Raw genomic sequence first — 24,994 nt, forward strand, 5'->3', positions numbered from 1 at the left:
GAACCCGCGGCGGGGAACAACCGAAATCGCTCGTCGAGCGACCTGGAATGATCGGTTCAGCGTTGCTTGAAGACCGCTACGGTGCGGGCCGGGACTGTGAAGCTGCCGGAACCCTGATCGTATGTGGCCGTCCTGACCACCGGGTCGCCACCGGCCGCCTGGCGCGGATGCAGCGCGTAGCCGGTGCCCGCGAGGGCGGTGACCTGCTGGGTCTGCGACCTCGGTGTGGCGTTGAAGACGACGACCAGCGGGCCGAGCCGCATGGTGATCACGCCGGGCGTCTCGCCCGCCCCGGACAGCGGGAACGAAAGCGCCGACTGGACCTGGCCCGCCGTGGCGAGCCCGAACGCGCTCTCGCCGGCGCGGATCGCGAGGAGGTCCTGGTAGGCGGCCGAGGTCCCGTTGATCTCGGCGCAGCCGGGCGTCAGCGCCGGGTTCGTCAACAGCGGTTTCGCATAAGGCCACTTGGGCTGGTTGTCGGCGGCCATCGGCAGCCCGCGCCCGAACCCGTTGCCCGCGCGGCAGTCCCAGTGCACGGCGTTGAACCAGTCGCCGCTGTCGAAGGAGTTGCGGTCGAGGGACTTCGAGCGCAGCAGGTCGCTGCCTGCCTGGGACAGGGCGGGCCCCTGGGAGAGCGTGGCGGTGGCGAGCGCGAGGACCTGCATGCGGGAGCGGTCCGCGGCCAAGGTGCCCGCGGGGAGCTTGTACGCCAACGCGTCGTAGAGCGATTCGTTGTCGTGGGCGTCCGCGTAGGCGAGCGCGTCGCCGGGGGCGGCCGCGTAGCCGGCCGGGGCGCCGTTGTAGTCGACGTCGGAGCCCTTGACGGTGCGGCCCGAGCTGTCGGTGAAGGTGTATCCGGCGAGGTTGCCGCTCAGGCCCACCTCGATCAGGTCCTGGTAGTGCAGGAGGCGGGCCTTCTGCTCGGCCGGGGTGCCGTTGGCCGACGAGGAGTTGGGGTCGGTGTAGAGGCCGGAGGCGAAGCCCTGGACGCCCGGGTCGGCGTCGAAGGGGCTGCCGCCGCGCACCGCGTCACGGGCCCGGTCGGAGAACGTGGCGATGCCGGTGCCCGCCATGTTCTTCAGGGTGGCCTGCACGAAGCGGGCGTCGTCGGCGACCTCGCCGAAGTTCCAGCCCTCGCCGTACAGGATGATCTTCTTGCCGTCGACGCCGTCCTTGGCGACGGTCAGCGCGTCGAGCGCCGCGCGGACGGCGAGGATGTTGGCCTTGGGGTGGTGGCCCATGAGGTCGAAGCGGAACCCGTCGACCTTGTACTGCTTGGCCCACGTCACCACCGAGTCGACGACCAGCTTGCCCATCATGGCGTTCTCGGGCGCGGTGTTGGCGCAGCAGGTGGAGTTGGCGACGCTGCCGTCCTCCAGCAGCCGCTGGTAGTAGCCCGGCACGATCTTGTCGAGCACGGAGTTGTCGGCCTGGCCACTGGCCGCGGTGTGGTTGTAGACGACGTCCATGACGGTGCGCAGGCCCGCTCCGTTGAGCCCCTGCACCATCTGCCGGAACTCCACCGTGCGGCGGGTCCCGTCGGCGTCACTGGCGTAGGAGCCCTCGGGGACGGTGTAGTGCAGCGGGTCGTAGCCCCAGTTGTACGCGTCCTTCGCGGCGGCCTTCGCGACGCAGGCCTGCTGCTCGGCGGAGTCGGGTGCGTACACCTTCAAGTCACAGGCCGGGACGGCCTGTTCGGACTTCTTCTCGGGGATGCCCGCGATGTCGAAGGCGGGCAGCAGATGCACATAGGAGGTGCCGGACTTGGCCAGCTGCGCCAGGTGCTTCATGCCGTCGGAGCCGGTGTCGGTGAAGGCCAGGTACTGGCCGGGGTGGTGGGAGGTCGGGTCCGCGATGGAGAAGTCGCGGATCTGGAGCTCCTGGATCTGGGCGTCGCGCAGCGGCACGGCGGCCGGCTTCTTCAGCGTGGACCAGCCCGTGGGGGCCAGCTTCGGGTCGGCGAGGTCCACCACGAGGCTGCGTGCCGAGTCGGTGGTGAGGGCGGTCGAGTACGGGTCGGTGACCAGGTTGGTCACCACGCGCTGGACGCTGGGCGCCCACACCGTCACGGCGTACCGGTAGGGCTTGCCCGACCAGGACGCGGGCCCGGTCACCGACCAGATGCCGCAGGCGCTGTCGCGGCGCATCGCGACCGTGTGCCCGTCGAGTTCCAGGGAGACCTTGCGCGCGGTCGGCGCCCACAGGGACAGGGTGGGGCGGCCGTGGGCGAAGACGGGGCCGAGTGATGCCTTGACGGCGGCAGGACTGTACAGGTCGTCGAGGACGCCCTGGGTCTGGACGCCGGTCGCGGCGAGCAGCGCCCCGTCGGCGGCGCGCTGGGTGGCGATGAGCTGCCCGGTGAGGGCGTCTCGGACACGGGAGCGGTCGCGGGCGTCGACGGTGAAGGCGGGGTAGTCCTTCAGCTGGGGGAACCTGGCCTTCTGCGCGTCGCTCAGCGCGGACGGTGTCAGGCGCAGCCAGTGGCCCTCGTCGGAGAGCGCGCCGTCCTTGACGGTGATGCCGCCGCCGGGCGCGTACACCAGCTGCTGACTTGTGGCGGCGCTCGCCTTGACCTTCCAGACGACGGTGTTCTTGTCGATCCACTGGGCGGCGGACTTGGTGAGGTCGAGCGACACGCCCGAACCAGCCTGCGGCAGCAGGTACTTGGGCTCGCCCGCGATCAGCCACGCCTCGTTGCCGGAGGCGGCGGTGTCGAGGGACTGGTCGTCGGGCAGGTCCTTCTGGTCGCCCTTGTGCAGGATGTAGCTGAGGGTGGTGGCGCCCTTGGCGAGCGGCACCTCGAAGGTCACGCCGTAGGCGTCGTGGCCGGTCGGCATGAGCGGCTTGGACCAGTCGGTGGGCGTGGCGGCGCCGGTCCAGGTGTGCAGCCCCCAGCCGTCGTAGTCGCCGTCGGGCCGGGAGTAGTGCAGGACCACCTTGGAGGTGTCCTGCGGCGGGTGGGCGCCGGTCGGCGCCTGGTCGACCTGGCCGTCCTTGCCCTGCGCGATCCACACCTCGCCGGTGGCGGCGAGGTCGACGGTGCGCGCGGGGCCGTCGGCGCTTCCCCCCTTGGCGACGGTGTACGTCAGTGACGCGGCGCCCTCGGGGATCTTGACCCAGGCGAAGGCGCCGTAGGCGTCGCGGCCGGTGAACGGGGCGCTCCGGCCGTCCGAGGTCAGCTGCCAGCCGTCGTAGTCGCCTGCCGGACGCTGGTAGTGCACGACCGCGTAGTCGCGTTCGACGGCCGTCGGCCGTGCGGGCGCGGGGGTCTGTCCCGCGGTCGTCGCGGCGGTCGCGCTCGCGGTGCGTCCCCGGCTGTCGACCACGACCGCCTTGTAGCGCAGGGGTGTTCCGGCGGCCAGGTCCACGTACTGGGTGACCTTGTAGGGGGCGTGGTCGGCGGAGCCGAGCGTCTGCCACGTCCCGTTGCCGCTCTGTGCGGCGAAGACGACCCGGTTCAGGCCGCCGCCGCTGACGTCGGCGGACACCTCGACGGTTCCGGTGGCTCCGGCAGCCGGCGCCTTGAGCGTGATCGACGGCTTGGCGGCCGGCGCGGGCAGCGGGGCCGCGGCCTTCAGGACGAGGGAGGACAGGGCGGGCACGGTCACCTGCACCGTGGCGTCCGCGCCACTGCGCACCGAGCCCGAACCGCCGTACAGGACGGCGAAGTCGGCGTCGGCGGATCCGGTGGGCACGGAGACGCTTTTCGCCTCGGTCGCGTTGTTCACGGCGACGACGTACTCGGTGCGCGACGTGGTGTCGGTACGCGAGAAGGCGTAGACGGAGTCCTTGGCGTAACGCTCGGTCTGGACGCCGTCGCGCAGCGCCGGGTTGGCCCGGGTGAGGCGGGAGAGGTCGGCGATGGTGCGGTAGAGCGGGTGGGTGGGGTCGTAGGCGTCCGTCGCGTGCGTGCGATCGGTGCCGAGTTCGTCGTCGTCGAGGTAGTCGGCGACCTTGGAGGCGAACATGGTCTGGCGGGCGTCCTTGTCGCCGCCGGCGCCGGTGAAGCCCTGCTCGTCACCGTAGTAGACGACCGGGTTGCCCCGGCTGAAGAACATCAACTCGTTGGCCAGCCGGTCGCGTTGGAGCAGTTCGGCGTCGCTCGCCCCGGGGTGGTCCTGCTTGAGGAAGCTCCCGATGCGGCCCATGTCGTGGTTGCCGAGGAAGGTGACCTGCTCGTAGGCGTTGGCCTTGTCGGTGGTGTAGCGGTAGTCGTCGGCGAAGAGGGAGGCGAGCTTGGCGGCGGGGGCGCCCTGGGAGGCGTACTGGCGGGCCGCGTCCTGGAAGGGGAAGTCGAGGGTCGCGTCGAGGCGCCCCCGCGTGACGTAGGGGGAGGTGACCGCGGGGTCGGCGGAGTAGGTCTCGCCGAACATGAAGAAGCGCGGGCGCCCCTGCTTCTTCGCGTACGCATCGAGCGCGGTCGCCCACTGGGTCCAGAAGTCCAGGTCGACGTTCTTGACGGTGTCGATGCGGAAGCCGTCCACGTCGAAGTCGTGGACCCACTTCTCGTAGATCTTCTCCATACCGGAGACGACCTCGGGCCGCTCGGTCCACAGGTCGTCGAGGCCGGAGAAGTCGCCGTACTCGCCGCTCTCGCCCGCGAACGTCGAATCGCCCCGGTTGTGGTACATCGTGGGGTCGTTCAGCCAGTCGGGGACCTTCTTCTCCTTGACGACGGGCGTGTACGGGAAGGAGTTCGCGTCGACCTTCGCCATGCCGGTGCGGTCGTCGAAGGGGCGGCCGCTGGTGTCGAGGTAGGGGTAGGCGCCCTTGGGCCGGTAGCCGTACTGCTGCTCGGCGTAGTCCACGGTGTCGGCGGTGTGGTTGGTGATGACGTCGAAGAAGACCTTCATGCCCTTGGCGTGGGCGCCGGATATGAGCCGGGTGAGGTCGGCGTTGGTGCCGAAGTGCGGGTCGACCTGCGTGAAGTCGGTGATCCAGTAGCCGTGGTAGCCGGCCGACGCGTCCTTGCCGGTGCCTTGGACGGGCTTGTTCTTGAAGATGGGGGCGAGCCAGATGGCGGTGGTGCCGAGGCCCTTGATGTAGTCGAGTTTCCGGGTGAGCCCCTTGAGGTCGCCGCCCTGGTAGAACCCCTTGTCGGTGGGGTCGTACCCGGTGGCGAGACGTGAACCGGTCAGCCCCCCGCGGTCGTTGGCGGTGTCACCGTTGGCGAACCGGTCGGGCAGCACGAAGTAGAACTGTTCGCGTGTCGCGTCGTGCCGGGCCGGCTCGGCGGCCAGGCGCGCGTCGCTGGGCGGCGCGGGCGGCCTGGGCGCGGCGGTGGCGGGCAGCGCGGGGACGAGCGCCGCACACAGGGCGGCCGCGACCGCGACCGCCGTTCTTCGCAGGGGGATCACCGGGTGCTCCTCGGTCGGACGGGGTTCTCGGCACGGGACATGGGACGGGTCGGGACGGGTGCAGGGGTGGAGGTGGGGGCCGGCCGGCGCCCGGAGCGGGGCGGAACGGGCGTCGGCCGGCCCGGTTCGCGGAGGGGTGCGGGTCAGGGGCGCCAGGTGTCGTTCAGGGTGACCTTGCCGTCGGCGGGCACGGTGGCGGTGCGGTTGGCGCCGCTCTCCCACGTGACCTGGCCGCTCGCGTCCTTGCGGAGGTACTTGTACGCGAAGGACGTGCCGGCGGGCAGCGCGACGTCGAGCTTCCACACGGGGTAGCCCGCGGGGTCGAGCTTCAGGGCGGCGCCGGTGTTCCAGGAGCCCAGCGCGCTCTGGTCCCCGGTGACATAGATGTTCTGGCCCGGGACCGTGGTGGCGTCGACGGCGAAGGACGCACCGGGCGCGGTGGTGCCGGTGCCCGTACCGCTGCCGCTGCCCGAACCGCCGCCGCAGGTACGGGCGTTGACCTGGAGAGCGAGGGCGGTGTCGGCGCCGAGGGTGGCGGTGAAGCGGCCCGCGGAGTCGACCGTCACGCCCTTTCCGCTCTGCACGTCGCAGTAGTCGCCGGCGGGCAGCGCGGTCTGGAAGGTGCGGGTCAGCGCGGACGACTCGTGGTTGATGACCACGTACGCCTTGGAGCCGCGGCCGAAGGCGATCCGGTTGGCGCCGTCGTCCCACCAGTCGGTGACGGACTCGCCGCGCGCGGTGTTGTGCAGGCCCACCATGCTCTGGATCTGGGGCCACCGGTGCTGGCACTTCCAGCCGTCCGCGTAACAGGCGCCCACCGTACCGCCGTTGGGCGGGCCGGCGTCGTTGTCGGTGAACTCGTACCCGGAGTGGACGTCGGGCGAGCCGTAGGGCCAGGCCAGCATGAAGACGTTGGCGAGCGTGTAGTCCGCGCCGTCCTTGTAGGTGAGGGTGGAGCCGTTGCGCTCGGTGTCCCAGTTGTCGACGAACACCCCGGCCCGGTCGCTCGGCACATAGCCCCACGCCTCGCCGAAGTTCTTCAGCTCGGCAAGGTTCTCGCCGGTGAAGACCCGCTTGAGGTCGCGCCCGTAACGGAACTCCTGGACGTCGCCGTTGCCCAGGTACTCCGAGGGCTGGACCGCCTCGCCTGCCCCGTAGATGACCTCCTGCTTGATGTAGACCCCGGGGTTGGTCAGCTGGGACTTGATGGCCGCTATGTCCTCGGCGGCGATGTGCTTGGCGGCGTCGATGCGCAGCCCGTCGACGCCGAGCGAGAGCAGGTCGTTCAGGTACTGGGCGATCCTGGTGCGGACGTAGGGCTCGTCGGTGTCGAGGTCGGCGAGCCCGACCAGTTCGCAGTGCTGGACGTTCCAGCGGTCGGCGTAGTTGGTGACCTGGCCGGTGCAGTCGTCCATGTCGGCGGATTGATAGGTCCCGGGGTAGGTGTACTTGCTGTACGACGAGCCGCCGGTGCCGGTGCCGGAGCCGGCGGCCATGTGGTTGATGACGGCGTCGGCGACGACCTTCACGCCGGCCGCGTGGCAGACGTCGACCATGTTCTTGAAGGACGTGCGGTCCCCCAGCCGGCCGGCGATCTTGTAGCCGACGGGCTGGTACGAGGTCCACCACTGGCTGCCCTGGATGTGCTCGGTGGCGGGCGACACCTCGACGTAGCCGTATCCGGCCGGTCCCAGGGTGGTCCGGCACTCCTGGGCGACCGAGTCGTACCTCCACTCGAAGAGTTCGGCGGTGACGTCCCGGTCACCGGGGGCCGAAGCGAGGGCGGCGGGGACGCCGGACCCGGCAAGGAAGGCCGCCGACGCGGCGGTCACGACGGCGAGGGCTGCTGCGGTTCTGCGATGCGTACTGGGGGGCTTCATGGGGGCGGATCCTCCTGCGGCTCGGGGAGGTCTCTCAGTGGGCTTGCAGCGGGGATCGCAACGGGGATTGCGACGAGGTGTGCGACCGGGGCTGTGATGCGGATTGCGGTGGGGGCCGCAACCGGGATTGCATGTTCTTGCTGCAAGACTGAAAGTGCTTCTGAGCAGGTGACCGTAGGAGGGAGGCTGGGCTCAGGTCAACGGTTTGGGCAGAATCCGCGGCGTGAGATTGCCGTTCTGCAAGGAGTTGCACGGCCGGCTCACGGGCGGGCGTGTGCGGTGGCGTGGAGTGTGCCGAGCAGGTTCAGGGCCTGGGCGCTGGAACTGCCGGGCTCGGCCTGGTAGATGACGAGCTGGTGGCCGGGCGCGTCCCGTACGTCGAACGTCTGGTAGGTGAGCGTCAGGGGTCCGACGTCCGGGTGGAGCATGTGCTTGGCGTCCTGGGTCTTGCCGTGCACGGCGTGCGCGTCCCACAGGCGGGTGAAGTCCGAACTCCGCCCGGTCAGGGTGCGCACCACTTCCCGCAGCCGCGGGTTGTCCGGGTCGAGGCCCGCCGTCTGGCGCAGGTGGCCCACCGTGGCCCGCGCGGCGCGGCTCCACTGGGTGAAGAACGGCCGGCCCGCCGGGTCCAGGAAGGTCATGCGGGCCAGGTTGTCCATCCGCTGGAACGGCGCGTACAGGGCCTCGGCAAGGGCGTTGGCCGCCAGGACGTCCAGAGCCCCGTTGACGACCAGCGCGGGGGCGCCGGGGCAGGCGTCCAGCAGTTGACGGAGTGCGGGACCGACCTCGTCCGTTCCGGACGCGAACCGGTTGTGCGACGGCCGTGTCCCGGCCAGCCGGTGCAGATGCTCGTGGGCGTCGGAGCTCAGCCGCAGGGCGTGGGCGAGCGCGTCCAGTACGGATGCCGACGGGTGGCGCTCGCGGCCCTGCTCCAGGCGCGTGTAGTAGTCCACGTTCACCCCGGCGAGGACCGCGACCTCCTCACGGCGCAGCCCCGCGACCCTGCGCACGCCGTAACTCGCCATGCCCACGTCCTGCGGCCGCAGGCCCGCCCTGCGGGCGCGCAGGAACTCTCCCAGGTGGTTGTCGCTCATGCGGCTCAGGCTAGGGGGTGTCTGGTGGATCAGGGTCGGTCAGGGTGCGGCGCCTGGTGCGGTGCATCGCAAGGCGCCGGAACGTCGTGATAGCGGAGCTATCGGGGCGTTTCGGCAACGCCGCGAGGTGCCGTGCCAGGCGCCGCACCCCCGGCCATGATCCACCAGACACCCCCTAGGGCCTCGCGTTTCGGGCATGCCGGGCCCCGCGGCGCCTGGGTGTGGCGCACCCAGGCAGCGAACGCCCTGGGCGGCAACCACCGGCCCGCGCAGACTCGGTGGCGCCAACGGATCCACGGATCCATACGCAGACAGATCCATACCCAGGACGAGGGGAGTCCGTCATGTCAGGGAACGCGGACGGGAGTTGTGCCGACGTGGTCGGCATGTGGGTGACCTCGGACGGTCACATCCGCCAGGAGCTGCGGCCGGACGGCCGGTACGAGGAGGCCCGCGGCGCCCGGCGTGCGGCGTACACGGGGCGCTACTGGGTGAGCGGCAGCCACATCGACTACGCCGACGACTCCGGGTTCACCGCGACGGGCGACATCCGCGACGGGGTGCTCCACCACGAACACCTCGTACTTCACCGAGAGGAACAGCAGGCATGACGGACACAGCCAAGGTCGTGGCGGTCACCGGGGCGAGCAGCGGGATCGGCGAGGCGACCGCCCGCAGGCTGGCCGCCGACGGCCACCGCCTCTTCCTCGGTGCGCGGCGCACCGACCGCCTCGACGCGCTGGCCAAGGACATCACCGCGGCAGGCGGCACCGTGGCCCACCGGCGGCTCGACGTCACGGACCCCGACGACGTCCGGGCCTTCGTCGCCGCCGCCCGCGAGCGCCACGGCCGGCTTGACGTGCTGGTCAACAACGCCGGGGTGATGCCTCTTTCGCCGCTGGAAGCGCTCAGGACCGACGAGTGGGACCGGATGATCGACGTCAATGTGCGGGGAGTGCTGCACGGCATCGCGGCCGCCCTGCCCGTGATGCGTGCCCAGGGCGGCGGGCACTTCGTGAACATCGCCTCCGTCGGGGCGTACGCGGTCTCACCCACGGCCGCCGTCTACTGCGCCACCAAATACGCGGTGCGCGCGATCTCCGAGGGGCTGCGCCAGGAGTCCGCCGGGGACATCCGAATCACCCTCGTCTCCCCGGGGGTGACCGAGTCCGAACTGGCCGACGGTATCGATGACTTGACTGCCCGGGAGGCGATGAAGAGCTACCGCGCGGTGGCGCTGCCCGCCGACGCCGTCGCGCAGGCCATCGCCTACGCCGTCTCCCAGCCTCCGGAGGTCGACGTCAACGAAATAGTCGTCCGTCCCGCCGCGAGCGCCCAGTGACCCGGGAAGGGACCACCATGCCCGACACCCACACCCACACCGACATCGACACCGACATCGACATCGACATCGACGCCGACCGCGCGGACCTGGCGCGCAGGTTGAGGACCCTGGAGGACAAGGAGGCACTGCGCGCCCTCTTGATCCGCGGCTGGCGGGCCCTGGACCGCAAGGACTGGGGGACCTGGATCGCCTGCTGGGCGACGGACGCGGAGCTGGAGTTCGGGCCGTGGGGGACGGTCCGCGGCAAGGAGGGGGTCCTGACGAAGGTGCGCGATGCGGAATCGGCGTACGCGAACATGCAGCACCACATTCTCAACATGCACGTCGACGTGGCGGGCGACCGGGCGACGGGCGTCGGCTACATGTGGTTCGTCGCGGTCCCCGAACCCGGCCGCGCCGCGTCTCCGTACGCCATGGGCGGCCCCTACGACTGGGAGTTCCGCCGGGGCCCCGACGGCTGGCTCCTGACCCGTCAGCGCCTCGCCGTCTGGTGGAGCGACGGCGAGGACACCCTGACGGCCTTCGGGTAGCCGGGGCCGCCCCGGCCGGCGGGGGCCCGGCCGGTGCGCTCGTACCGGGCCGGGCTCGCCGGCCAGGGCCACGCCGTCACCGTCCGCTCCGCACCGCCGCCGTGGATCCGCGCACCACCAGTTCGGGCTGGAAGACGAACTCCGTGCGCTGGATGGGCGTTCCGGCTATCTCCTCCAGGAGCGCGGACACCGCGGCCGTCGCCATCGCCTGCACCGGCTGGCGGACCGTGGTCAGGGGCGGGTCGGTGAACGCGATGAGCTGGGAGTCGTCGAAGCCCACCACCGAGACGTCGCCCGGCACGTCGAGTCCGCGCTCGCGCGCGGCGCGCACCACCCCGAGCGCCATCATGTCGCTGCCGCACACGATCCCCGTACAGCCCTGGTCGAGCAGCGCCCCCGCCGCCACCTGGCCGCCCTCCACGCTGTACAGGGTGGGCCGGATGTACGCCGCCGCCTCCTGCTCGCGCAGCCCGAGCCGCTCCCCCAGCGCCGCCGTGAACCCGTCGGTCTTGCGGCGCGATGGCACATACCGCAGCGGCCCGATGGCCAGCCCGACGCGGGTGTGCCCGAGATCGGCGAGGTGGCCCACCGCCATCCGCATCGCCGCGTGGTCGTCCGGCGATACGAAGGGCCCGCGCAGCGCGTCGTTGTAGCCGTTGACCAGGACGTACGGAACGCCCCGCTCGGCCAGCGCGAGATAGCGGCCCGGGTCGGCGGAGGTGTCGGCGTGCAGTCCCGAGAGGAACACGATGCCGTTGACGCCCCGCTCCTCCAGCTGTTCGACCAGTTCGTCCTCCGTGGGGCCGCCCGGCAGCTGGGTGCACAGGACCGGCGTGTAGCCGTGGCCGGCGAGGACCTGCTCCACCGCCTGCGCGAAGGCGGGGAAGATGGGGTTGGTCAGCTCCGGGGTGAGCAGACCGATCAGGCCCGCGCTGCGGCGGCGCAGCCGGGCGGGGCGCTCGCCGCCCAGCACGTCAAGGGCGGCGAGCACCCGCTGCCGGGTGGGGTCGGAGACCCCGGGTTTGCCGTTGAGTACGCGGCTGACGGTGGCCTCGCTGACGGCGGCCTGGGCCGCTATGTCGGCGAGGCGCGGCCCGCCCGGCTGCGCGGCATGGCTCACACCGTCCACCACACCGTCGTGTCGCCGGGCAGCTCGAACCGGTCGCCGTCCACGGTGAAGGGACCGCTGGCCACGAGGACGCGGCCGGGCACCGGCAGCGACACCAGGCGTCCCGTCAGGTTCACCGTGCACACGAAGTCCTCGCGGGCGAAGGCGAGCACGCCCTCGGGTGCGTCGAGCCACCGCACGTCGTCCCCGGCGCCGAGGCCCGGGTGGGTGCGGCGGGCCGCGAGGGCGCGGCGGTACAGCTCAAGGGTGGAGTCCGCGTCGCCGGTCTGCGCCTCGACGCTGAGCCCGCCCCAGGAGTCGGGCTGCGGGAGCCAGCTGCCGCCGCTGCCGAATCCGTACGAGGTGCCATCGACGGTCCACGGGATCGGCACGCGGCACCCGTCGCGGAATCCGTCCTGTCCCGCGGCGCGCAGGAAGGAGGGGTCCTGGCGCACCTCGTCGGGCAGGTCGGTGACGTCGGGAAGGCCCAGCTCCTCGCCCTGGTAGACGTAGGCGGAGCCGGGCAGGGCCAGCATCAGGAGGGTGGCCGCGCGGGCCCGGCGCAGGCCGAGTTCGCGGTCGCCCGGGGTGCGCAGCTGGGTGCCGAGGCCCTGCGGGTTGGCGAAGCGGGTGGCGTGCCGGGTGACGTCGTGGTTGGACAGGACCCAGGTGGCGGGGGCGCCGACCGGGCGCATCGCGGCGAGCGACACGTCGATGACCTCGCGCAGCGCCGCGGCGTCCCAAGGGGCGCCCAGGTACTGGAAGTTGAAGGCCTGGTGGAGTTCGTCGGGGCGTACGTAGTGCGCGGTCCGCTCGACCGTGGGGGTCCATGCCTCGGCGACGGCTATGCGCTCACCGTCGTACTCGTCGAGGATGGTCCGCCAGGACCGGTAGATCTCATGGACACCGTCCTGGTCGAAGAACGGCATGATGTCGTTGCCGAGCAGCTTGAGCTGGTCCGAGCCGCCGATGTCGGGCAGGCCCGGCGCCTTGACGAGGCCGTGGGCGACGTCGATGCGGAAGCCGTCGACGCCCATGTCGAGCCAGAACCGCAGGATGGAGCGGAACTCGTCGGCGACGGCCGGGTGGTCCCAGTTGAGGTCGGGCTGCTCGGGGGCGAACAGGTGCAGGTACCACTCTCCCCCAGCCTCCGGCTGGGAGGTGCCCCCATCGCCTGACGGCGCCTCGGTACGGGTCCAGGCGGGCCCGCCGAAGATGGACTCCCAGTCGTTGGGCGGCAGTTCACCGTGGGCGCCCTTGCCGGGACGGAAGTGGTAGCGGGCCCGCAGCGGCGAGCCGGGGCCCTCGGCGAGGGCGCGCTTGAACCACTCGTGCTGGTCGGAGGAGTGGTTGGGTACGAGGTCGACGATGATGCGCAGACCCAGCTCGTGGGCGTCGCGGATCAGCGCGTCGGCGTCGAGCAGGGTGCCGAACATCGGGTCGATGGCCCGGTAGTCGGCGACGTCGTAGCCCGCGTCGGCCTGCGGGGAGGCGTAGAAGGGCGAGAGCCACACGGCGTCGACGCCGAGGTCGCGCAGATAGGGCAGCCTGCCGCGCACTCCTTCGAGGTCGCCCATGCCGTCGCCGTTGCCGTCGGCGAAGCTGCGCGGATAGACCTGGTAGATCACGGCGTCCCGCCACCACTGGGTTCCGGTCGTCCCGGCGAGGCGGTCGGGGGCGGTGAAGTGCTGGGTCATGTCGTCCTTAGGAGGGGGGTCTGGGGGCGTAACGCCCCGAGCCTTCGGTGTCGAGGGGCCGGGTCCGAGCCCGGCTCAGCCCTTGGTGGCACCCGCGGTCATGCCGGTGACGAGGTGCTTCTGCACCAGGTAGAAGATGGCGGAGACCGGGATCGCGATGAGCACGGCGGTCGCGGCCATGTAGTTCCACTGGGCGTCGTGCTGGCTGACGAAGCTGGAGAGGCCCACGGCGAGCGTGTACTTGCTGTCGTCGAGCATGAAGGTGGACGCGAACGCCACCTCGCCCCACGCGGTGAGGCAGGTGTAGAAGGCGGCGACGGCGAGGCCGGGCCGGGCGAGCGGCAGGATCAGCCGGAAGAAGGTGCCGAAGGGGGTCAGGCCGTCGACGCGGCCCGCCTCGTCGATCTCGATCGGGATCGTGTCGAAGTACCCCTTGAGCATCCACGCGCAGTACGGGACCGCCGTGGAGCAGTACACGAGGATCAGGCCGCCGTAGGTGTCGATGAGACCGAGGTCGCCGAGGATCTGGTACATCGGCACGATCAGCACGGCGATCGGGAACATCTGGGTGACGAGCAGCACCCACATCAGCTTCTTGTAGCCGGGAAAGCGCATCCGGGACACCGCGTAGCCGGTGGTGGCCGCGAACATCACGCCGATGACGCAGGTCAGGACGGCAACCAGGGCGGTGTTGCCGAGCCAGGTGAAGAACTTGGTGTGCTCGGTGACGAACGCGTAGTTGGAGAGGGACAGCTTGGACCAGATGCGGCCCGGGTGCAGGTAGTCGTCCTTGTCGGGGCCGAGCGAGACGAAGACCAGCCACACGATCGGGAAGAGGGCCACGAGACTGGCGAGGCTCAGCGCGAGGTGCGACAGGACGGCGGTGCGGCGCCGGCCGTGGTCCCGGGAGACGGCCTTGGTGGTCATGGGGGCATCAGACCTGTTCATTGCGGGCCAGCCAGCGACGGTAGAAGGAGGAGAAGACGATCAGGATGGAGAGCAGCAGCACGCCGTAGGTGGCGGACTGCGCGAAGTCGCGGGGCTGCTGTCCGAAGCCGAGCCGGTAGGCCCAGGTGACGAGGATCTGGGCGTCGGGGGCGCCGCCGTTGCCGAACAGCAGGAAGATGATCACGAACTGGTTGAACGTCCAGATGATGCCGAGCAGGACGACGGTGGCGCTGACCGGGCGCAGGCCCGGCAGGGTGACGTGCCTGAAGCGCTGCCAGGCGCTCGCGCCGTCCATCTCGGCGGCCTCGTACAGCTCGCCGGGGATCGTCTGGAGCCCGCCGAGCAGCGAGACCATCATGAAGGGCACGCCGACCCAGGTGTTGACGAGGATCGCGGCGAGCTGCTGGAAGTGCGGCTGCTCAAGCCACTGGGGCTGCGGCAGGTGGAGCGTGCCGAGCACGGTGTTGACGATGCCGGAGTCGCTGAGCATCAGGCGCCAGGAGAAGACGGTGACGAAGGTGGGCACCGCCCACGGCAGGATCAGCATCATGCGGTAGAAGGTGCGTCCGCGCAGCTTCTGGTTGAGCAGCAGGGCCAGCGCGAGCCCGATGGTGTAGTGCAGGGTCACACAGGCGACGGTCCACACCACCGTCCAGATGAAGTGCGACCAGAACCGGTCCCAGGCGGTCGGCCCCCACAGGATGTCGGCGTAGTTGTGCAGCCCGACGAATTCGTAGGTGCCCGGGATGTGGTTGGCGCCGATGGTGCGCGCCGAGTTGAGGCTGTTGGCGTCGGTGAGCGTGTAGTAGACGCCCTGGACGAGCGGATAGAGCACGAGCACGCCGAGCACGACGACGATCGGCGCGACCATCGCGTAGGCGTACCAGTGCTTCTGCCAGGACCGCCTGAGGCGTTCCAGCGGCCCCGGGCGCTCCTTGGACACGCTCTTGGGGGCCGCGCCATCGACGGCAACGGTCATCTCGACACCTTTTCCCAGAAGTTCGGCACACGTGCGTACCGCCGGGCCGTCCCGGTGGGGGAACGGCCCGGCGGCGGGGCTCACTTGGTGAAGCCGGGGACCAGCTTGGCCATGTCCTGCTCAAGGCTCTTGGTGGCCTCGGCGACGGACTCCTTGCCGTCGGCGACCTTGGGCAGGGTGGTGTCCATCGGGGTCCACAGCGAGCTGTACTCGGGCAGCTCGGGCCGGGGCTTGGCGGCGGGCAGCACGCCCTGGAAGCCGGCGATGCCCGGGTCGGCCTTGACCTGCGCGGTGTAGGCGTCGTCGCGGGTCGGCAGGGTGGAGTTCTTCAGGGCGATGGTCTCCTGGCTCTTGGCCGAGGTCATGAAGTTGACGAACTTCATGGCGGCGGCCGTGTGCGCCTTGTCGGAGCCCGCGTACACGGACAGGTTGTGGCCGCCGGTCGGGGCGCCCGCCGTGCCCGCGGATCCGGCCGGGACGGTGGCGATGCCGAGGTTGGCCTTGTCCTTGAACGCGGAGCCCTTGTAGAAGTTGGTGATCTCCCACGGGCCCTGGACGATGGCGGCGACCTTGCCGTTCACGAAGGCGTCCTGGATGTGGGCGTACGCGTCGGCGGTGACGTCCGCCTTGTGCAGGCCGGGCCCGTCGAAAAGGCCCTTCCAGGTCTCAAGTCCCTTGACCGCGGGGGCGCTTGCGATGGTGACCTTCTTGGCGGCGACGTCCACGGTGTCGGCGCCCTCGCCGTACAGGAACGGCTGCGCGTAGTACCCGGCGGTGGAGCCCCAGTACCCGTCGACGCCCGCCTTCTCCTTGACGAGCGCGGCGTCCGCCTTGAGCTCGTCCCAGGTGGCGGGGGCCTTGGTGATGCCGGCCTTGGCGAACAGGGCCTTGTTGTAGACGAGGGCGAGCGTGTCGGTGACCAGCGGGACACCGTACGTCTTGCCCTGGAACTGGGCCTGCTTGATCAGGTTGGGCCGGAACTTGGCCTGGTCGGCCAGGGCCTCGGTGCCGTCCAGCGGCACGAAGTAGCCCTTCTTGGCGAAGGCGGGCGTCCAGCCGACCTCGGCCCGCAGCACGTCCGGGGCGCCCTTGGCGCCGGCGGCGGTGTCGAACTTGTTCTGCGCCTGGTCGAAGGGCACGTTGACGTACTTGACCTTGATCTTCGGGTTCGCCTTCTCGAACTCCGTGACCAGCGCCTGGTACGTGGGGGCCTCGTTCGTGGCGTTCGAGGTGTCCCACCAGGTGAGGGTGACGGGGCCGTCCGCCGAGCCGCCGTCACTGTCGCTGCCACCGCAGGCCGTCGCCGCGAGAGCGAGGGTCGCCGCGATCGCGGTGGCCGCTATGCCACGTCGCATGAGAACTCCTTCACTGGGTGCCGTTCCATCACGGCGCCGGATCGCCAGGAACGTAACAAGGATGAAAGGAGACCGAAAGACCTTGCGAAGAATTTCTGCAAGGCCGGTCGATCGTTACATCAGCGTGTCCGCACGGTTGCCGTTGTGCGCCTTGTCAAAGCCGGTATGGCTGGTCCGCGAACCCCTGAGCGATCACTGCAAGGCTTCCGCAAGGCCTTGCAAGACTGTTATTTTCGAGGGGCCATCGGCGTTGATCCCGTAGATGCAGAGTTTTCGAGAGGGACCCCACATGACGCAGGAGCTGACGACACCCGCCGTCGCGCGGGAGCGGACCGGTCCGGGGAGCGGCTGGTGGCGCGACGCGGTGATCTACCAGGTGTACGTGCGCTCCTTCGCGGACGGCGACGGCGACGGCGTCGGCGACCTGCCCGGCATCACGGCGCGGCTGCCGTATGTGCGGGAGCTGGGCGCGGACGCGGTCTGGCTCACCCCGTTCTACGCCTCACCGCAGGCCGACGGCGGGTACGACGTGGCCGACTACCGCAGCGTGGATCCGCTCTTCGGCACCCTGTCCGACGCGGACGACCTGGTGCGCGAGGCCCACCGGCTCGGCTTGCGGATCATCGTCGACGTCGTACCGAACCACACCAGCGACCAGCACGCCTGGTTCCGCGCGGCGCTGGCCGGCGGCCCGGAGCGGGCGCGCTACCACTTCCGCCCCGGCAGGGGCGCAGAGGGTCAACTCCCGCCCAACGACTGGGAGTCGGTCTTCGGCGGCCCCGCCTGGACACGGACCGCCGACGGCGCCTGGTATCTCCATCTGTTCGCGCCCGAGCAGCCCGATCTGAACTGGGACCATCCGCAGGTCCGGGCCGAGTTCGACTCCGTGCTCCGTTTCTGGCTCGACCTCGGCGTCGACGGCTTCCGCATCGACGTGGCCCACGGCATGGTCAAGGCGCCGGGGTTCCCCGACATCGGGGCGAGCGGGCAGGCCAAGCTCATCGGCAACCAGGTGCTCCCCTTCTTCGACCAGGACGGCGTCCACGAGATCCACCGCGGCTGGCGCGAGCTGCTCGACGGCTACGACGGGGAGCGCATCGCGGTCGCCGAGGCCTGGGCGCCCTCGCCCGAACGCCTCGCCCTGTACGTACGCCCCGACGAGCTGCACCAGGCCTTCAACTTCCAGTTCCTCACCTGCCCTTGGGACGCGGAGCGGATGCGCGAGACGGTCGACGCCTCGCTCGCCGCCACCGCCGCGGTCGGCGCCCCCACCACCTGGGTGCTCTCCAACCACGACGTCGTACGCCATGTGACCCGCTACGGCGGCGGCGAACAGGGCCTGCGCCGGGCCCGCGCGGCGACCCTGTTCACGCTGGCCCTGCCCGGCTCCGCCTATCTCTACCAGGGCGAGGAGCTGGGCCTGCCCGAGGTCACCGAGCTGCCCGACGCGGTGCGCCAGGACCCCGCCTTCTATCGCGCGTCCGGCCAGGACGGCTTCCGCGACGGCTGCCGCGTCCCGATCCCGTGGACCGCGGACGGGCCCTCCTACGGGTTCGGGGACGCCGCGCCCTGGCTGCCGCAGCCGGCGTCCTGGCGGGGCCTGAGCGTCGCCGCCCAGTCCGGCGACCCGCACTCCACCCTTGAGCTCTACCGCGCGGCCCTCGCCCTGCGCCGCGAACTGCCGGGGCTCGGCGACGGAACGATGACCTGGCTGGCGGCGCCGGACGGCGTGCTGGCCTTCGCCCGCCCGGGCTTCGTCTGCACCCTGAACACCCTGGACCACGAGGTCCAACTCCCGCTGCCGGGGCGGCCGCTGCTCACCACCGGCGCCGTCACGTTCGACGACGCGCACGCCCTGCTGCCCGCCGAATCCGCGGTCTGGTGGGCAATCTGACGTGCGACCGGTACAGTCCAATCCCGTGACCGCACGGCTCGCCGACATCGCAGCCCAGGCGGGGGTCAGCGAAGCCACAGTCAGCCGCGTGCTCAACGGCAAGCCCGGCGTGGCCGCGGGCACCCGTGAATCCGTTCTGGCCGCACTCGACGTGCTGGGCTACGAACGGCCCGTACGACTGCGCCGCCGCAGCGCGGGGCTCGTCGGCCTGATAACGCCGGAACTGGAAAACCCGATCTTCCCCGCCCTTGCCCAGGTCATCGGCCAGTCGCTGACCCGGCAGGGATACACCCCGGTGCTCGCCACCCAGACCCCCGGCGGGTCCACCGAGGACGAGCTCACCGAGATGCTGGTGGACCGCGGCGTCTCCGGGATCATCTTCGTCTCCGGGCTGCACGCGGACACCACCGCCGACATGGAGCGCTACGAGCAGCTGCGCGCCCAGGGCGTCCCGTACGTCCTGGTGGACGGGTTCTCGCCGAAGGTGCAGGCGCCCTTCATCTCCCCCGACGACCGGGCCGCGATGCGGCTCGCGGTCACCCACCTCGCGGCCCTCGGCCACACCCGGATCGGCCTCGCGGTCGGCCCGAAGCGTTTCGTACCCGTCCTGCGCAAGATCGAGGGCTTCACGGCCGGCATGCAGGACCGGCTGGGCCTGAGCCTGACCGAGGCGGAGTCCCTGATCCAGCACTCGCTCTACACCCTGGAGGGCGGCCAGGCGGCGGCCTCCGCGCTCATCGCACAGGGCTGCACCGCGGTGGTGTGCGCCAGCGACATGATGGCGCTCGGCGCGATCAGGGCGGCCCGCCAGGCGGGGCTCGACGTGCCGCGCGACATCTCCGTGGTGGGGTTCGACGACTCTCCGTTGATAGCGTTCACCGACCCACCGCTCACCACGATCCGCAAGCCGGTGACCGCGATGGGCCAGGCCGCGGTCCGCGCCCTGCTCGAAGAGGTCGGCGGCACCCCCGCCCCGCACAGCGAATTCGTGTTCATGCCGGAGCTGGTCGTACGCGGTTCAACCTCCGGCGCGCGGCCCCGCCAATCCTGACGCGCTTCGGGGAAAGCCTCGTCCTTCGGGAGTAGCGGGTGCGGAACGAACCCGACCGGAGGATGATCGGCGGGGGGTATGTGCATCTGGCAGACTCTCTCCTCATGGGTGACATGACCGTGAAAACTCTGGAAGGCCGGACGGCCGCTCCAACCAAGGGACCGCCGGCCTCACCCACGACGACCACCGAACCCGGACGAAACGGATTTACCGCCCGGGTGCGCAGCCTGCGCCGCCCGCGTCGGCCCCGCATCTGGTTCGAAGTCCTTCTGATCGCGGTGAGTTACTGGGTGTACTCGCTGATCCGCAACGCGGTGCCCGAGCAGAAGGCGCAGGCGCTCAGGAACGCGGACTGGATCTGGAGCGCCGAGCACCACCTGGGCATCGCGGTGGAGCAGTCGGTCAACCACGCCGTGAATTCGGTGACTTGGCTCATCATCGGCATGAACTATTACTACGCGACACTGCACTTCATCATCACGATCGGTGTGCTGGTGTGGCTGTTCCGTAGTCACCCCGGCCGCTACGCGGCGTCACGCCTGGTCCTCTTCGCGACGACGGGCGTGGCCCTGGTCGGCTACTTCTTCGCCCCGCTCGCACCGCCCCGCCTGATGAACGGGGGCGGCTTCATCGACACGGTTCTGGTCCACCACACCTGGGGCTCGATGGCCTCGGGCGACCTGAAGAACATGTCGAACCAGTATGCGGCGATGCCGTCCATGCACATCGGCTGGTCGACCTGGTGCGGCCTGACGATCTTCGCGCTCGCCTCGGCGCCGTGGGCGAAGATCCTGGGCCTGCTCTACCCCATGGCCACGCTGGTGGTGATCGTCTCCACGGCGAACCACTTCTGGCTGGACGCGGTGGGTGGGCTGCTCTGCCTCACCTTCGGCCTGCTGGTGTCCCGCACGTGGTACGGGGCGCTGCCGCACCGGCTCCCGCAGCGGGTACGAAGCGCGGCCCCGCGGGCCGGCCGCGCCGCCACGCCGCCCAGCGCTTAGCGCAGTTCCCCGCGCCCCTGACACCGCCGACCTTGGCAGAGTGGCCAGCCAAAGCCACCCCAGCCCGTCCGGCGATTGAGGACAAGGGCCGTTCAGGCCCGAACCCGGGCCCGGGGCGAAGCCCCGGCAACCCCGGCCCACGCCTGCGAACCGTGCCCGCGTCTCGCGCCGTTCCCCGCGCCCCTGAACTACTCGATGCGGGCGGCACGGGCCACCTCAGCCCGTCCGGCGATTGAGGACGAGGGCCGTTCAGGCCCAAAACGGGGCCCGGGGCGAAGCCCCGGCAACCCCGGCCCACGCCTGCGAACCGTGCCCGCGTCTCGCGCAGTTCCCCGCGCCCCTGACAGGGCCGACCTTGGCAGAGTGGCCAGTCAAAGCCACCCCAGCCCGTCCGGCGATTGAGGACGAGGGCCGTGCAGGCCCGAAACGGGGCCCGGGGCGAAGCCCCGGCTACCCCGGCCTACGACTGCGAACCGTGCCCGCGTCTCGCGCAGTTCCCCGCGCCCCTGACTACTCGATGCGGGGCGGCACGCACATCCTCAGCCGTGACTGGGGCGGAGCTCCGGCAACCCCGCTGCGCGCTAGAGGTGGGCTCCATAGAAGAGCTCCTCCACGACCCCCCGCGCCCTGCGCGTCAGGCGGCGGTAGTCCTCCAGCATGTCCCCGACATGCCCCGGCTCGTACCCGAGGTAACGCCCCACCGCCGCCAGCTCCCGCCCGTCGGACGGGAACGTGTCCCCGGCCCGGCCCCGCACCAGCATGACCCCGTTGCGCACCCGCGTCGCCAGCACCCACGCCTCGTCCAGTATCGACGCGGCCTCGGTCTCGATGAGCCCCGCGGCATGCGCGGCGGCCAGCGCCTCACGGGTCCGCGTCGTCCGCAGGCCCGGCAGCTCCCAGCCGTGCCGCATCTGCAACAGCTGGACCGTCCACTCGACGTCCGAGAGGCCACCGCGCCCCAGCTTGGCGTGCAGCGTGGGGTCGGCGCCGCGCGGCATCCGCTCGGACTCCATCCGGGCCTTGAGGCGGCGGATCTCGCGCACCGCGTCGTCGCTCAGGCCCTGCACCGGATACCGCAGCGGGTCGATCAGCTCGATGAAGCGGTCGCCGAGCTCCGCGTCGCCCGCCATCACCTCGGCGCGCAGCAGCGCCTGGCTCTCCCACACCAGCGACCAGCGCCGGTAGTACGCCCCGTACGACTTCAGCGTGCGCACCATCGGCCCGGACTTGCCCTCCGGGCGCAGATCGGCGTCGATCAGCAACGGCGGGTCCGCGGTGGGGAGTTGGAGGAGCCGGCACATCTCCGACACGACGCGGTTGGCGGCCCGTGCCGCTTCCTGCTCGTCGACCCCCGCCCGGGGCTCGTGCACGAACAGGACGTCCGCGTCCGAGCCGTAACCCAGTTCGTGGCCGCCGAAGCGGCCCATGCCGATGACGGTGAAGCGGGTCGGCAGGGTCTCCCCCCACTCGGCCCGCACGGCGGCGCGCAGGGCACCGGCGATGGTGGCCGCGTTCAGGTCGGTGACCGCGGCGCCGACCCGGTCGACGAGGGCGCCCGGGTCCTCCTCGGCGGGACTGTCCTCGGTCCCGTACGAACCGATGAGGTCACCGGCGGTGGTGCGGAACAGTTCGCGTCTGCGGACGCCCCGGACCGACGCGACCGCGCCCTCGGCGGTCTCGGCCCGGCCGACCGCGGCCATGATCTCCTGTTCCAGATGGTCACGGCCGCGCGGCGCCAGCCCGTCCGGGTCGCCCAGGATGGCCACCGCCTCGGGGGCGCGCAGCAGCAGGTCGGGGGCGAGCCGGCCGGCGGAGAGTACCCGGGCCAGGTTCTCGGCGGCGGCGCCCTCGTCCCGTAGCAGCCGCAGGTACCAGGGGGTCTTGCCGAGCGCGTCGGAGACCTTGCGGAAGCCGAGCAGTCCGGCGTCGGGGTCGGCGGAGTCCGCGAACCAGCCCAACAGGACGGGCAGCAGGGTGCGTTGGATGGCGGCCTTGCGGCTGACCCCGGAGCTCAGGGCCTCCAGGTGGCGCAGGGCCGCGGCCGGGTCGGCGTAACCGAGCGCTTCGAGGCGGTGCGCGGCCGCGCGGGGGCTGAGCCGGATCTCGCCGGGCGCGAGCTGGGCGACCGCGTCCAGGAGCGGCCGGTAGAAGAGCTTCTCGTGCAGGCGGCGCACGACCGACGCGTGGCGCTTCCACTCCTTGTGGAGGCTGGCGACGGGCTCGGTGCGCAGCCCGAGCGAGCGGCCGAGCCGGCGCAGATCGGCCTCGTCCTCGGGCACGAGGTGGGTGCGGCGCAGCCGGTGCAGCTGGATGCGGTGCTCCATGGCGCGCAGGAAGCGGTACGCCTCGTCGAGCTGGGCGGCGTCCGCCCGGCCCACGTAGCCGCCGGCCGCCAGCGCCGCGAGCGCGTCGAGGGTGGTGCCGCTGTGCAGGGTGGCGTCGCTGCGTCCGTGCACCAACTGGAGGAGCTGGACGGCGAATTCGACGTCGCGCAGGCCGCCGGGGCCGAGCTTCAGTTCGCGCTCCACCTGGGCGGCGGGGATGTTGTCGACGACCCTGCGCCGCATCTTCTGCACGTCGGCGACGAAGTTGTCCCGCTCGGCGGCCTGCCACACCAGCGGGGCGACGGCCTCCACGTAGTCCCGTCCGAGCTCGGGGTCGCCCGCGACCGGGCGGGCCTTGAGCAGCGCCTGGAACTCCCAGGTCTTGGCCCAGCGCTGGTAGTAGGCGAGGTGGCTGGAGAGGGTCCGCACGAGCGGGCCGTTGCGGCCCTCGGGGCGCAGGTTGGCGTCGACGGGCCAGATCACGCCCTCGACGGTGGTCTCCGAACAGATCCGCATCAGGTGCGCGGCGAGCCGAGCCGCGGCCTGCATCGCCCTGCCCTCGTCGAAGCCCTCGACGGGTTCGGCCACGAAGATGACGTCGACGTCGGAGACGTAGTTGAGTTCGTGTCCCCCGCACTTGCCCATCGCGATCACCGCGAGCCGGCACTGGTCGGCGTCGGCGGGCGCGGCGGTGCGGGCGATGGCGAGTGCGGCGCGCAGGGTCGCGGTGGCGAGGTCGGCGAGCTCGGCGGCGGCCTGGGCCACGTCGGTGGTGCCGCACACGTCACGGGCCGCTATGGCGAGCAGGCAGCGCCGGTAGGCGATCCGCAGCGCCACGGGGTCGGTGGCCTCGGCCAGGCCCCGCTCGAACTCGGCGACCCCGGGGTGCAGGTCCGCGGCCTCGTAGGTGACGAGGGCGTGCCAGTCGTGCGGGTGGCGGGCCAGGTGGTCGCCCAGCGCCTCGGACGCGCCGAGCACCCCGAGCAGCCGGTCGCGCAGCGGCTTCGCGGTGACCAGGGTGTCCAGGAGGGCGCGGCGCTCGTCCTCGTCCTGCGCCTCCACGATGCGGACGAGTCCGAGGAGGGCCAGATCGGGGTCCGCGGTGGCGCCGAGCGCGTCCAGGAGCACCGGGTCGGTCCGTACGGGCGTGAGCTCGGGGGTGTCGAGCAGGCGCTCGGCGGCCGAGGGGTCGGTGAAGCCATGCCGCAGCAGGCGGGTGAAGGTACTGCTCCTGCGTCCCGGCACCGGCACCGTCATCTGGCCGCCTCCCACGTCGTCCGTATGCCCGCGCGCCCGGGCTTCGGCCCACGCGATCAAGACCCGGCTTCCGAGCGTAGCCGCATGGCGCCGGGCGGGCCCCCACGAGCCCCCTCCCCCCGCCCCCACCCGGGCCCCGGGCCCCCGACGCCGGCCCGCCTACGCACCCCCAGCCCGTCCGCCTGCCGACACCGGCCCGCATGCGCAGCCCCCGGCCTCTGCTTTCGGGTGCGGGCCGTGCGTGGCTGGTCGCGCAGTTCCCCGCGCCCCTTGACTACTCGATGCGGGGCGGCACGGGCCACCTCAGCCTGTCCGGCGCTTGAGGACGAGCGCCTTCCGGGCGCGAAACGGGGCCCGGGGCGAAGCCCCGGCAACCCCGGCCCACGCCTGCGGACCGTGCCCGCGTCTCGCGCAGTTCCCCGCGCCCCTGAACTACTCGATGCGGGACGGCACGGGCCACCTCAGCCCGTCCGGCGCTTGAGGACGAGCGCCTTCCGGGCGCGAAACAGGGCCCGGGGCGAAGCCCCGGCAACCCCGGCCCACGCCCTGCGAACCGTGCCCGCGTCTCGCGCAGTTCCCCGCGCCCCTGACAGGGCCGACCTTGGCAGAGTGGCCAGCCAAAGCCACCCCAGCCCGTCCGGCGATTGAGGACGAGGGCCGTTCAGGCCCGAAACGGGGCCCGGGGCGAAGCCCCGGCAACCCCGGCTCACGCCTGCGAACCGCGCCCGCGTCTCGCGCAGTTCCCCGCGCCCCTTGACTACTCGATGCGGGACGGCACGGGCCACCTCAGCCCGTCCGGCGCTTGAGGACGAGGGCCGTTCAGGCCCGAAACGGGGCCCGGGGCGAAGCCCCGGCAACCCCGGCCTACGCCTGCGAACCGTGCCCGCGTCTCGCGCCGTTCCCCGCGCCCCTGACTACTCGATGCGGGACGGCACGGGCCACCCCAGCCCGTCCGGCGCTTGAGGACGAGCGCCGTTCAGGCGCGGCGGGGGCTGGGGCGGAGCCCCAGGGGGTGGGGCTCAGGGGCCCGTGCCCTGGGGGGTGTTCAGGGGGCGTATGCCCGACTTGTGCGTACATAGCGGCAATTCGTGGTGAGCAACACCACACGATTTGCCCACACGTCCAAATGAACCCCATTCTTGGACCTTTCGTCTTCCTTTCCGATCGGGTTCTG

General features: G+C 71.4%; 15 protein-coding genes. 6 read left to right on the forward strand and 9 right to left on the reverse strand.

The window, feature by feature from the left end; genetic code table 11:
- Nucleotides 1-56 precede the first annotated feature (56 nt).
- The 3 genes from pulA to ACGFW5_RS19030 form a co-directional block, all read right to left on the reverse strand.
- Nucleotides 57-5,357, reverse strand: a complete 5,301-nt coding sequence (gene pulA / locus ACGFW5_RS19020; protein ID WP_393835395.1) for a pullulanase-type alpha-1,6-glucosidase — start codon at nt 5,355-5,357, stop codon at nt 57-59.
- A 143-nt stretch (nt 5,358-5,500) separates the two neighbouring features.
- Complete coding sequence (locus tag ACGFW5_RS19025) at nt 5,501-7,237, reverse strand: carbohydrate-binding module family 20 domain-containing protein (protein WP_393835396.1); 1,737 nt, start codon at nt 7,235-7,237, stop codon at nt 5,501-5,503.
- A 260-nt stretch (nt 7,238-7,497) separates the two neighbouring features.
- Nucleotides 7,498-8,331: a helix-turn-helix transcriptional regulator gene (locus ACGFW5_RS19030; protein WP_393835397.1), complete on the reverse strand. Its 834-nt coding sequence runs from the start codon at nt 8,329-8,331 to the stop codon at nt 7,498-7,500.
- Between the two features lie 344 nt (nt 8,332-8,675).
- Here ACGFW5_RS19030 and ACGFW5_RS19035 point away from each other — a divergent pair, with 344 nt between their 5' ends.
- Genes ACGFW5_RS19035 through ACGFW5_RS19045 form a run of 3 tightly spaced genes read left to right on the forward strand, consistent with a single transcriptional unit; the run spans nt 8,676 to nt 10,206 of the window.
- Nucleotides 8,676-8,942, forward strand: coding sequence for an Atu4866 domain-containing protein (locus ACGFW5_RS19035; protein ID WP_393835398.1), 267 nt, complete (start codon nt 8,676-8,678; stop codon nt 8,940-8,942).
- Complete coding sequence (locus ACGFW5_RS19040; protein WP_393835399.1) at nt 8,939-9,673, forward strand: SDR family oxidoreductase; 735 nt, start codon at nt 8,939-8,941, stop codon at nt 9,671-9,673. The genes ACGFW5_RS19035 and ACGFW5_RS19040 overlap by 4 nt, the downstream gene beginning before the upstream one ends.
- A gap of 17 nt (nt 9,674-9,690) precedes the next feature.
- Nucleotides 9,691-10,206 (forward strand): nuclear transport factor 2 family protein, encoded by a 516-nt coding sequence (locus ACGFW5_RS19045; RefSeq protein ID WP_393835400.1) that lies wholly within the window; start codon nt 9,691-9,693, stop codon nt 10,204-10,206.
- Between the two features lie 76 nt (nt 10,207-10,282).
- Here the strand turns inward: ACGFW5_RS19045 and ACGFW5_RS19050 are convergent, their stop codons facing one another.
- The 5 genes from ACGFW5_RS19050 to ACGFW5_RS19070 form a co-directional block, all read right to left on the reverse strand.
- On the reverse strand, nt 10,283-11,338 hold the full coding sequence (locus ACGFW5_RS19050) for a LacI family DNA-binding transcriptional regulator (RefSeq protein ID WP_393835401.1): 1,056 nt from the start codon (nt 11,336-11,338) through the stop codon (nt 10,283-10,285).
- Entirely contained in the window at nt 11,323-13,011 is a 1,689-nt protein-coding gene (locus ACGFW5_RS19055) for a glycoside hydrolase family 13 protein (RefSeq protein ID WP_393835402.1), read from the reverse strand. Before ACGFW5_RS19055 ends, ACGFW5_RS19050 begins: the two co-directional genes overlap by 16 nt.
- Nucleotides 13,012-13,086: 75 nt before the next feature.
- Nucleotides 13,087-13,938 (reverse strand): sugar ABC transporter permease, encoded by an 852-nt coding sequence (locus ACGFW5_RS19060; protein ID WP_393835403.1) that lies wholly within the window; start codon nt 13,936-13,938, stop codon nt 13,087-13,089.
- Between the two features lie 7 nt (nt 13,939-13,945).
- Nucleotides 13,946-14,938 carry a carbohydrate ABC transporter permease gene (locus tag ACGFW5_RS19065; RefSeq protein ID WP_393835404.1) on the reverse strand — a complete coding sequence of 331 codons (993 nt, stop codon included), beginning with the start codon at nt 14,936-14,938 and terminating at the stop codon, nt 13,946-13,948.
- Nucleotides 14,939-15,018: 80 nt separating this feature from the next.
- Entirely contained in the window at nt 15,019-16,293 is a 1,275-nt protein-coding gene (locus ACGFW5_RS19070) for an extracellular solute-binding protein (protein ID WP_393835405.1), read from the reverse strand.
- 289 nt (nt 16,294-16,582) lie between these two features.
- Between ACGFW5_RS19070 and ACGFW5_RS19075 the strand changes: the two genes are divergently transcribed.
- The 3 genes from ACGFW5_RS19075 to ACGFW5_RS19085 all read left to right on the forward strand — a co-directional run bounded on the left by ACGFW5_RS19075 (nt 16,583) and on the right by ACGFW5_RS19085 (nt 20,239).
- Nucleotides 16,583-18,187, forward strand: coding sequence for a glycoside hydrolase family 13 protein (locus tag ACGFW5_RS19075; RefSeq protein ID WP_393835406.1), 1,605 nt, complete (start codon nt 16,583-16,585; stop codon nt 18,185-18,187).
- A 25-nt stretch (nt 18,188-18,212) separates the two neighbouring features.
- Nucleotides 18,213-19,238 (forward strand): LacI family DNA-binding transcriptional regulator, encoded by a 1,026-nt coding sequence (locus tag ACGFW5_RS19080; RefSeq protein WP_393835407.1) that lies wholly within the window; start codon nt 18,213-18,215, stop codon nt 19,236-19,238.
- Nucleotides 19,239-19,342: 104 nt separating this feature from the next.
- The gene (locus ACGFW5_RS19085) at nt 19,343-20,239 is read left to right on the forward strand and encodes a phosphatase PAP2 family protein (protein ID WP_393835408.1); all 897 of its coding nucleotides are present in this window, start codon (nt 19,343-19,345) and stop codon (nt 20,237-20,239) included.
- Between the two features lie 581 nt (nt 20,240-20,820).
- On the opposite strand, the gene ACGFW5_RS19090 is transcribed toward ACGFW5_RS19085, so the two are convergent.
- Entirely contained in the window at nt 20,821-23,820 is a 3,000-nt protein-coding gene (locus ACGFW5_RS19090) for a bifunctional [glutamine synthetase] adenylyltransferase/[glutamine synthetase]-adenylyl-L-tyrosine phosphorylase (protein WP_393835427.1), read from the reverse strand.
- Nucleotides 23,821-24,994: the final 1,174 nt, after the last annotated feature.

This window comes from Streptomyces sp. NPDC048416 (assembly GCF_043200435.1).
Taxonomy (GTDB): Bacteria; Actinomycetota; Actinomycetes; order Streptomycetales; family Streptomycetaceae; genus Streptomyces.

What these genes read in the sequence shown, in the direction of transcription:
- ACGFW5_RS19025 (WP_393835396.1), bottom strand. Translation starts at nt 7,237, where the DNA reads ATGAAGCCCCCCAGTACGCATCGCAGAACCGCAGCAGCCCTCGCCGTC.
- ACGFW5_RS19065 (WP_393835404.1), bottom strand. Translation starts at nt 14,938, where the DNA reads ATGACCGTTGCCGTCGATGGCGCGGCCCCCAAGAGCGTGTCCAAGGAG.
- ACGFW5_RS19035 (WP_393835398.1), top strand. Translation starts at nt 8,676, where the DNA reads ATGTCAGGGAACGCGGACGGGAGTTGTGCCGACGTGGTCGGCATGTGG.
- ACGFW5_RS19075 (WP_393835406.1), top strand. Translation starts at nt 16,583, where the DNA reads ATGACGCAGGAGCTGACGACACCCGCCGTCGCGCGGGAGCGGACCGGT.
- ACGFW5_RS19085 (WP_393835408.1), top strand. Translation starts at nt 19,343, where the DNA reads ATGGGTGACATGACCGTGAAAACTCTGGAAGGCCGGACGGCCGCTCCA.
- ACGFW5_RS19090 (WP_393835427.1), bottom strand. Translation starts at nt 23,820, where the DNA reads ATGACGGTGCCGGTGCCGGGACGCAGGAGCAGTACCTTCACCCGCCTG.
- ACGFW5_RS19045 (WP_393835400.1), top strand. Translation starts at nt 9,691, where the DNA reads ATGCCCGACACCCACACCCACACCGACATCGACACCGACATCGACATC.
- ACGFW5_RS19030 (WP_393835397.1), bottom strand. Translation starts at nt 8,331, where the DNA reads ATGAGCGACAACCACCTGGGAGAGTTCCTGCGCGCCCGCAGGGCGGGC.
- ACGFW5_RS19070 (WP_393835405.1), bottom strand. Translation starts at nt 16,293, where the DNA reads ATGCGACGTGGCATAGCGGCCACCGCGATCGCGGCGACCCTCGCTCTC.
- ACGFW5_RS19040 (WP_393835399.1), top strand. Translation starts at nt 8,939, where the DNA reads ATGACGGACACAGCCAAGGTCGTGGCGGTCACCGGGGCGAGCAGCGGG.
- ACGFW5_RS19060 (WP_393835403.1), bottom strand. Translation starts at nt 13,938, where the DNA reads ATGACCACCAAGGCCGTCTCCCGGGACCACGGCCGGCGCCGCACCGCC.
- ACGFW5_RS19055 (WP_393835402.1), bottom strand. Translation starts at nt 13,011, where the DNA reads ATGACCCAGCACTTCACCGCCCCCGACCGCCTCGCCGGGACGACCGGA.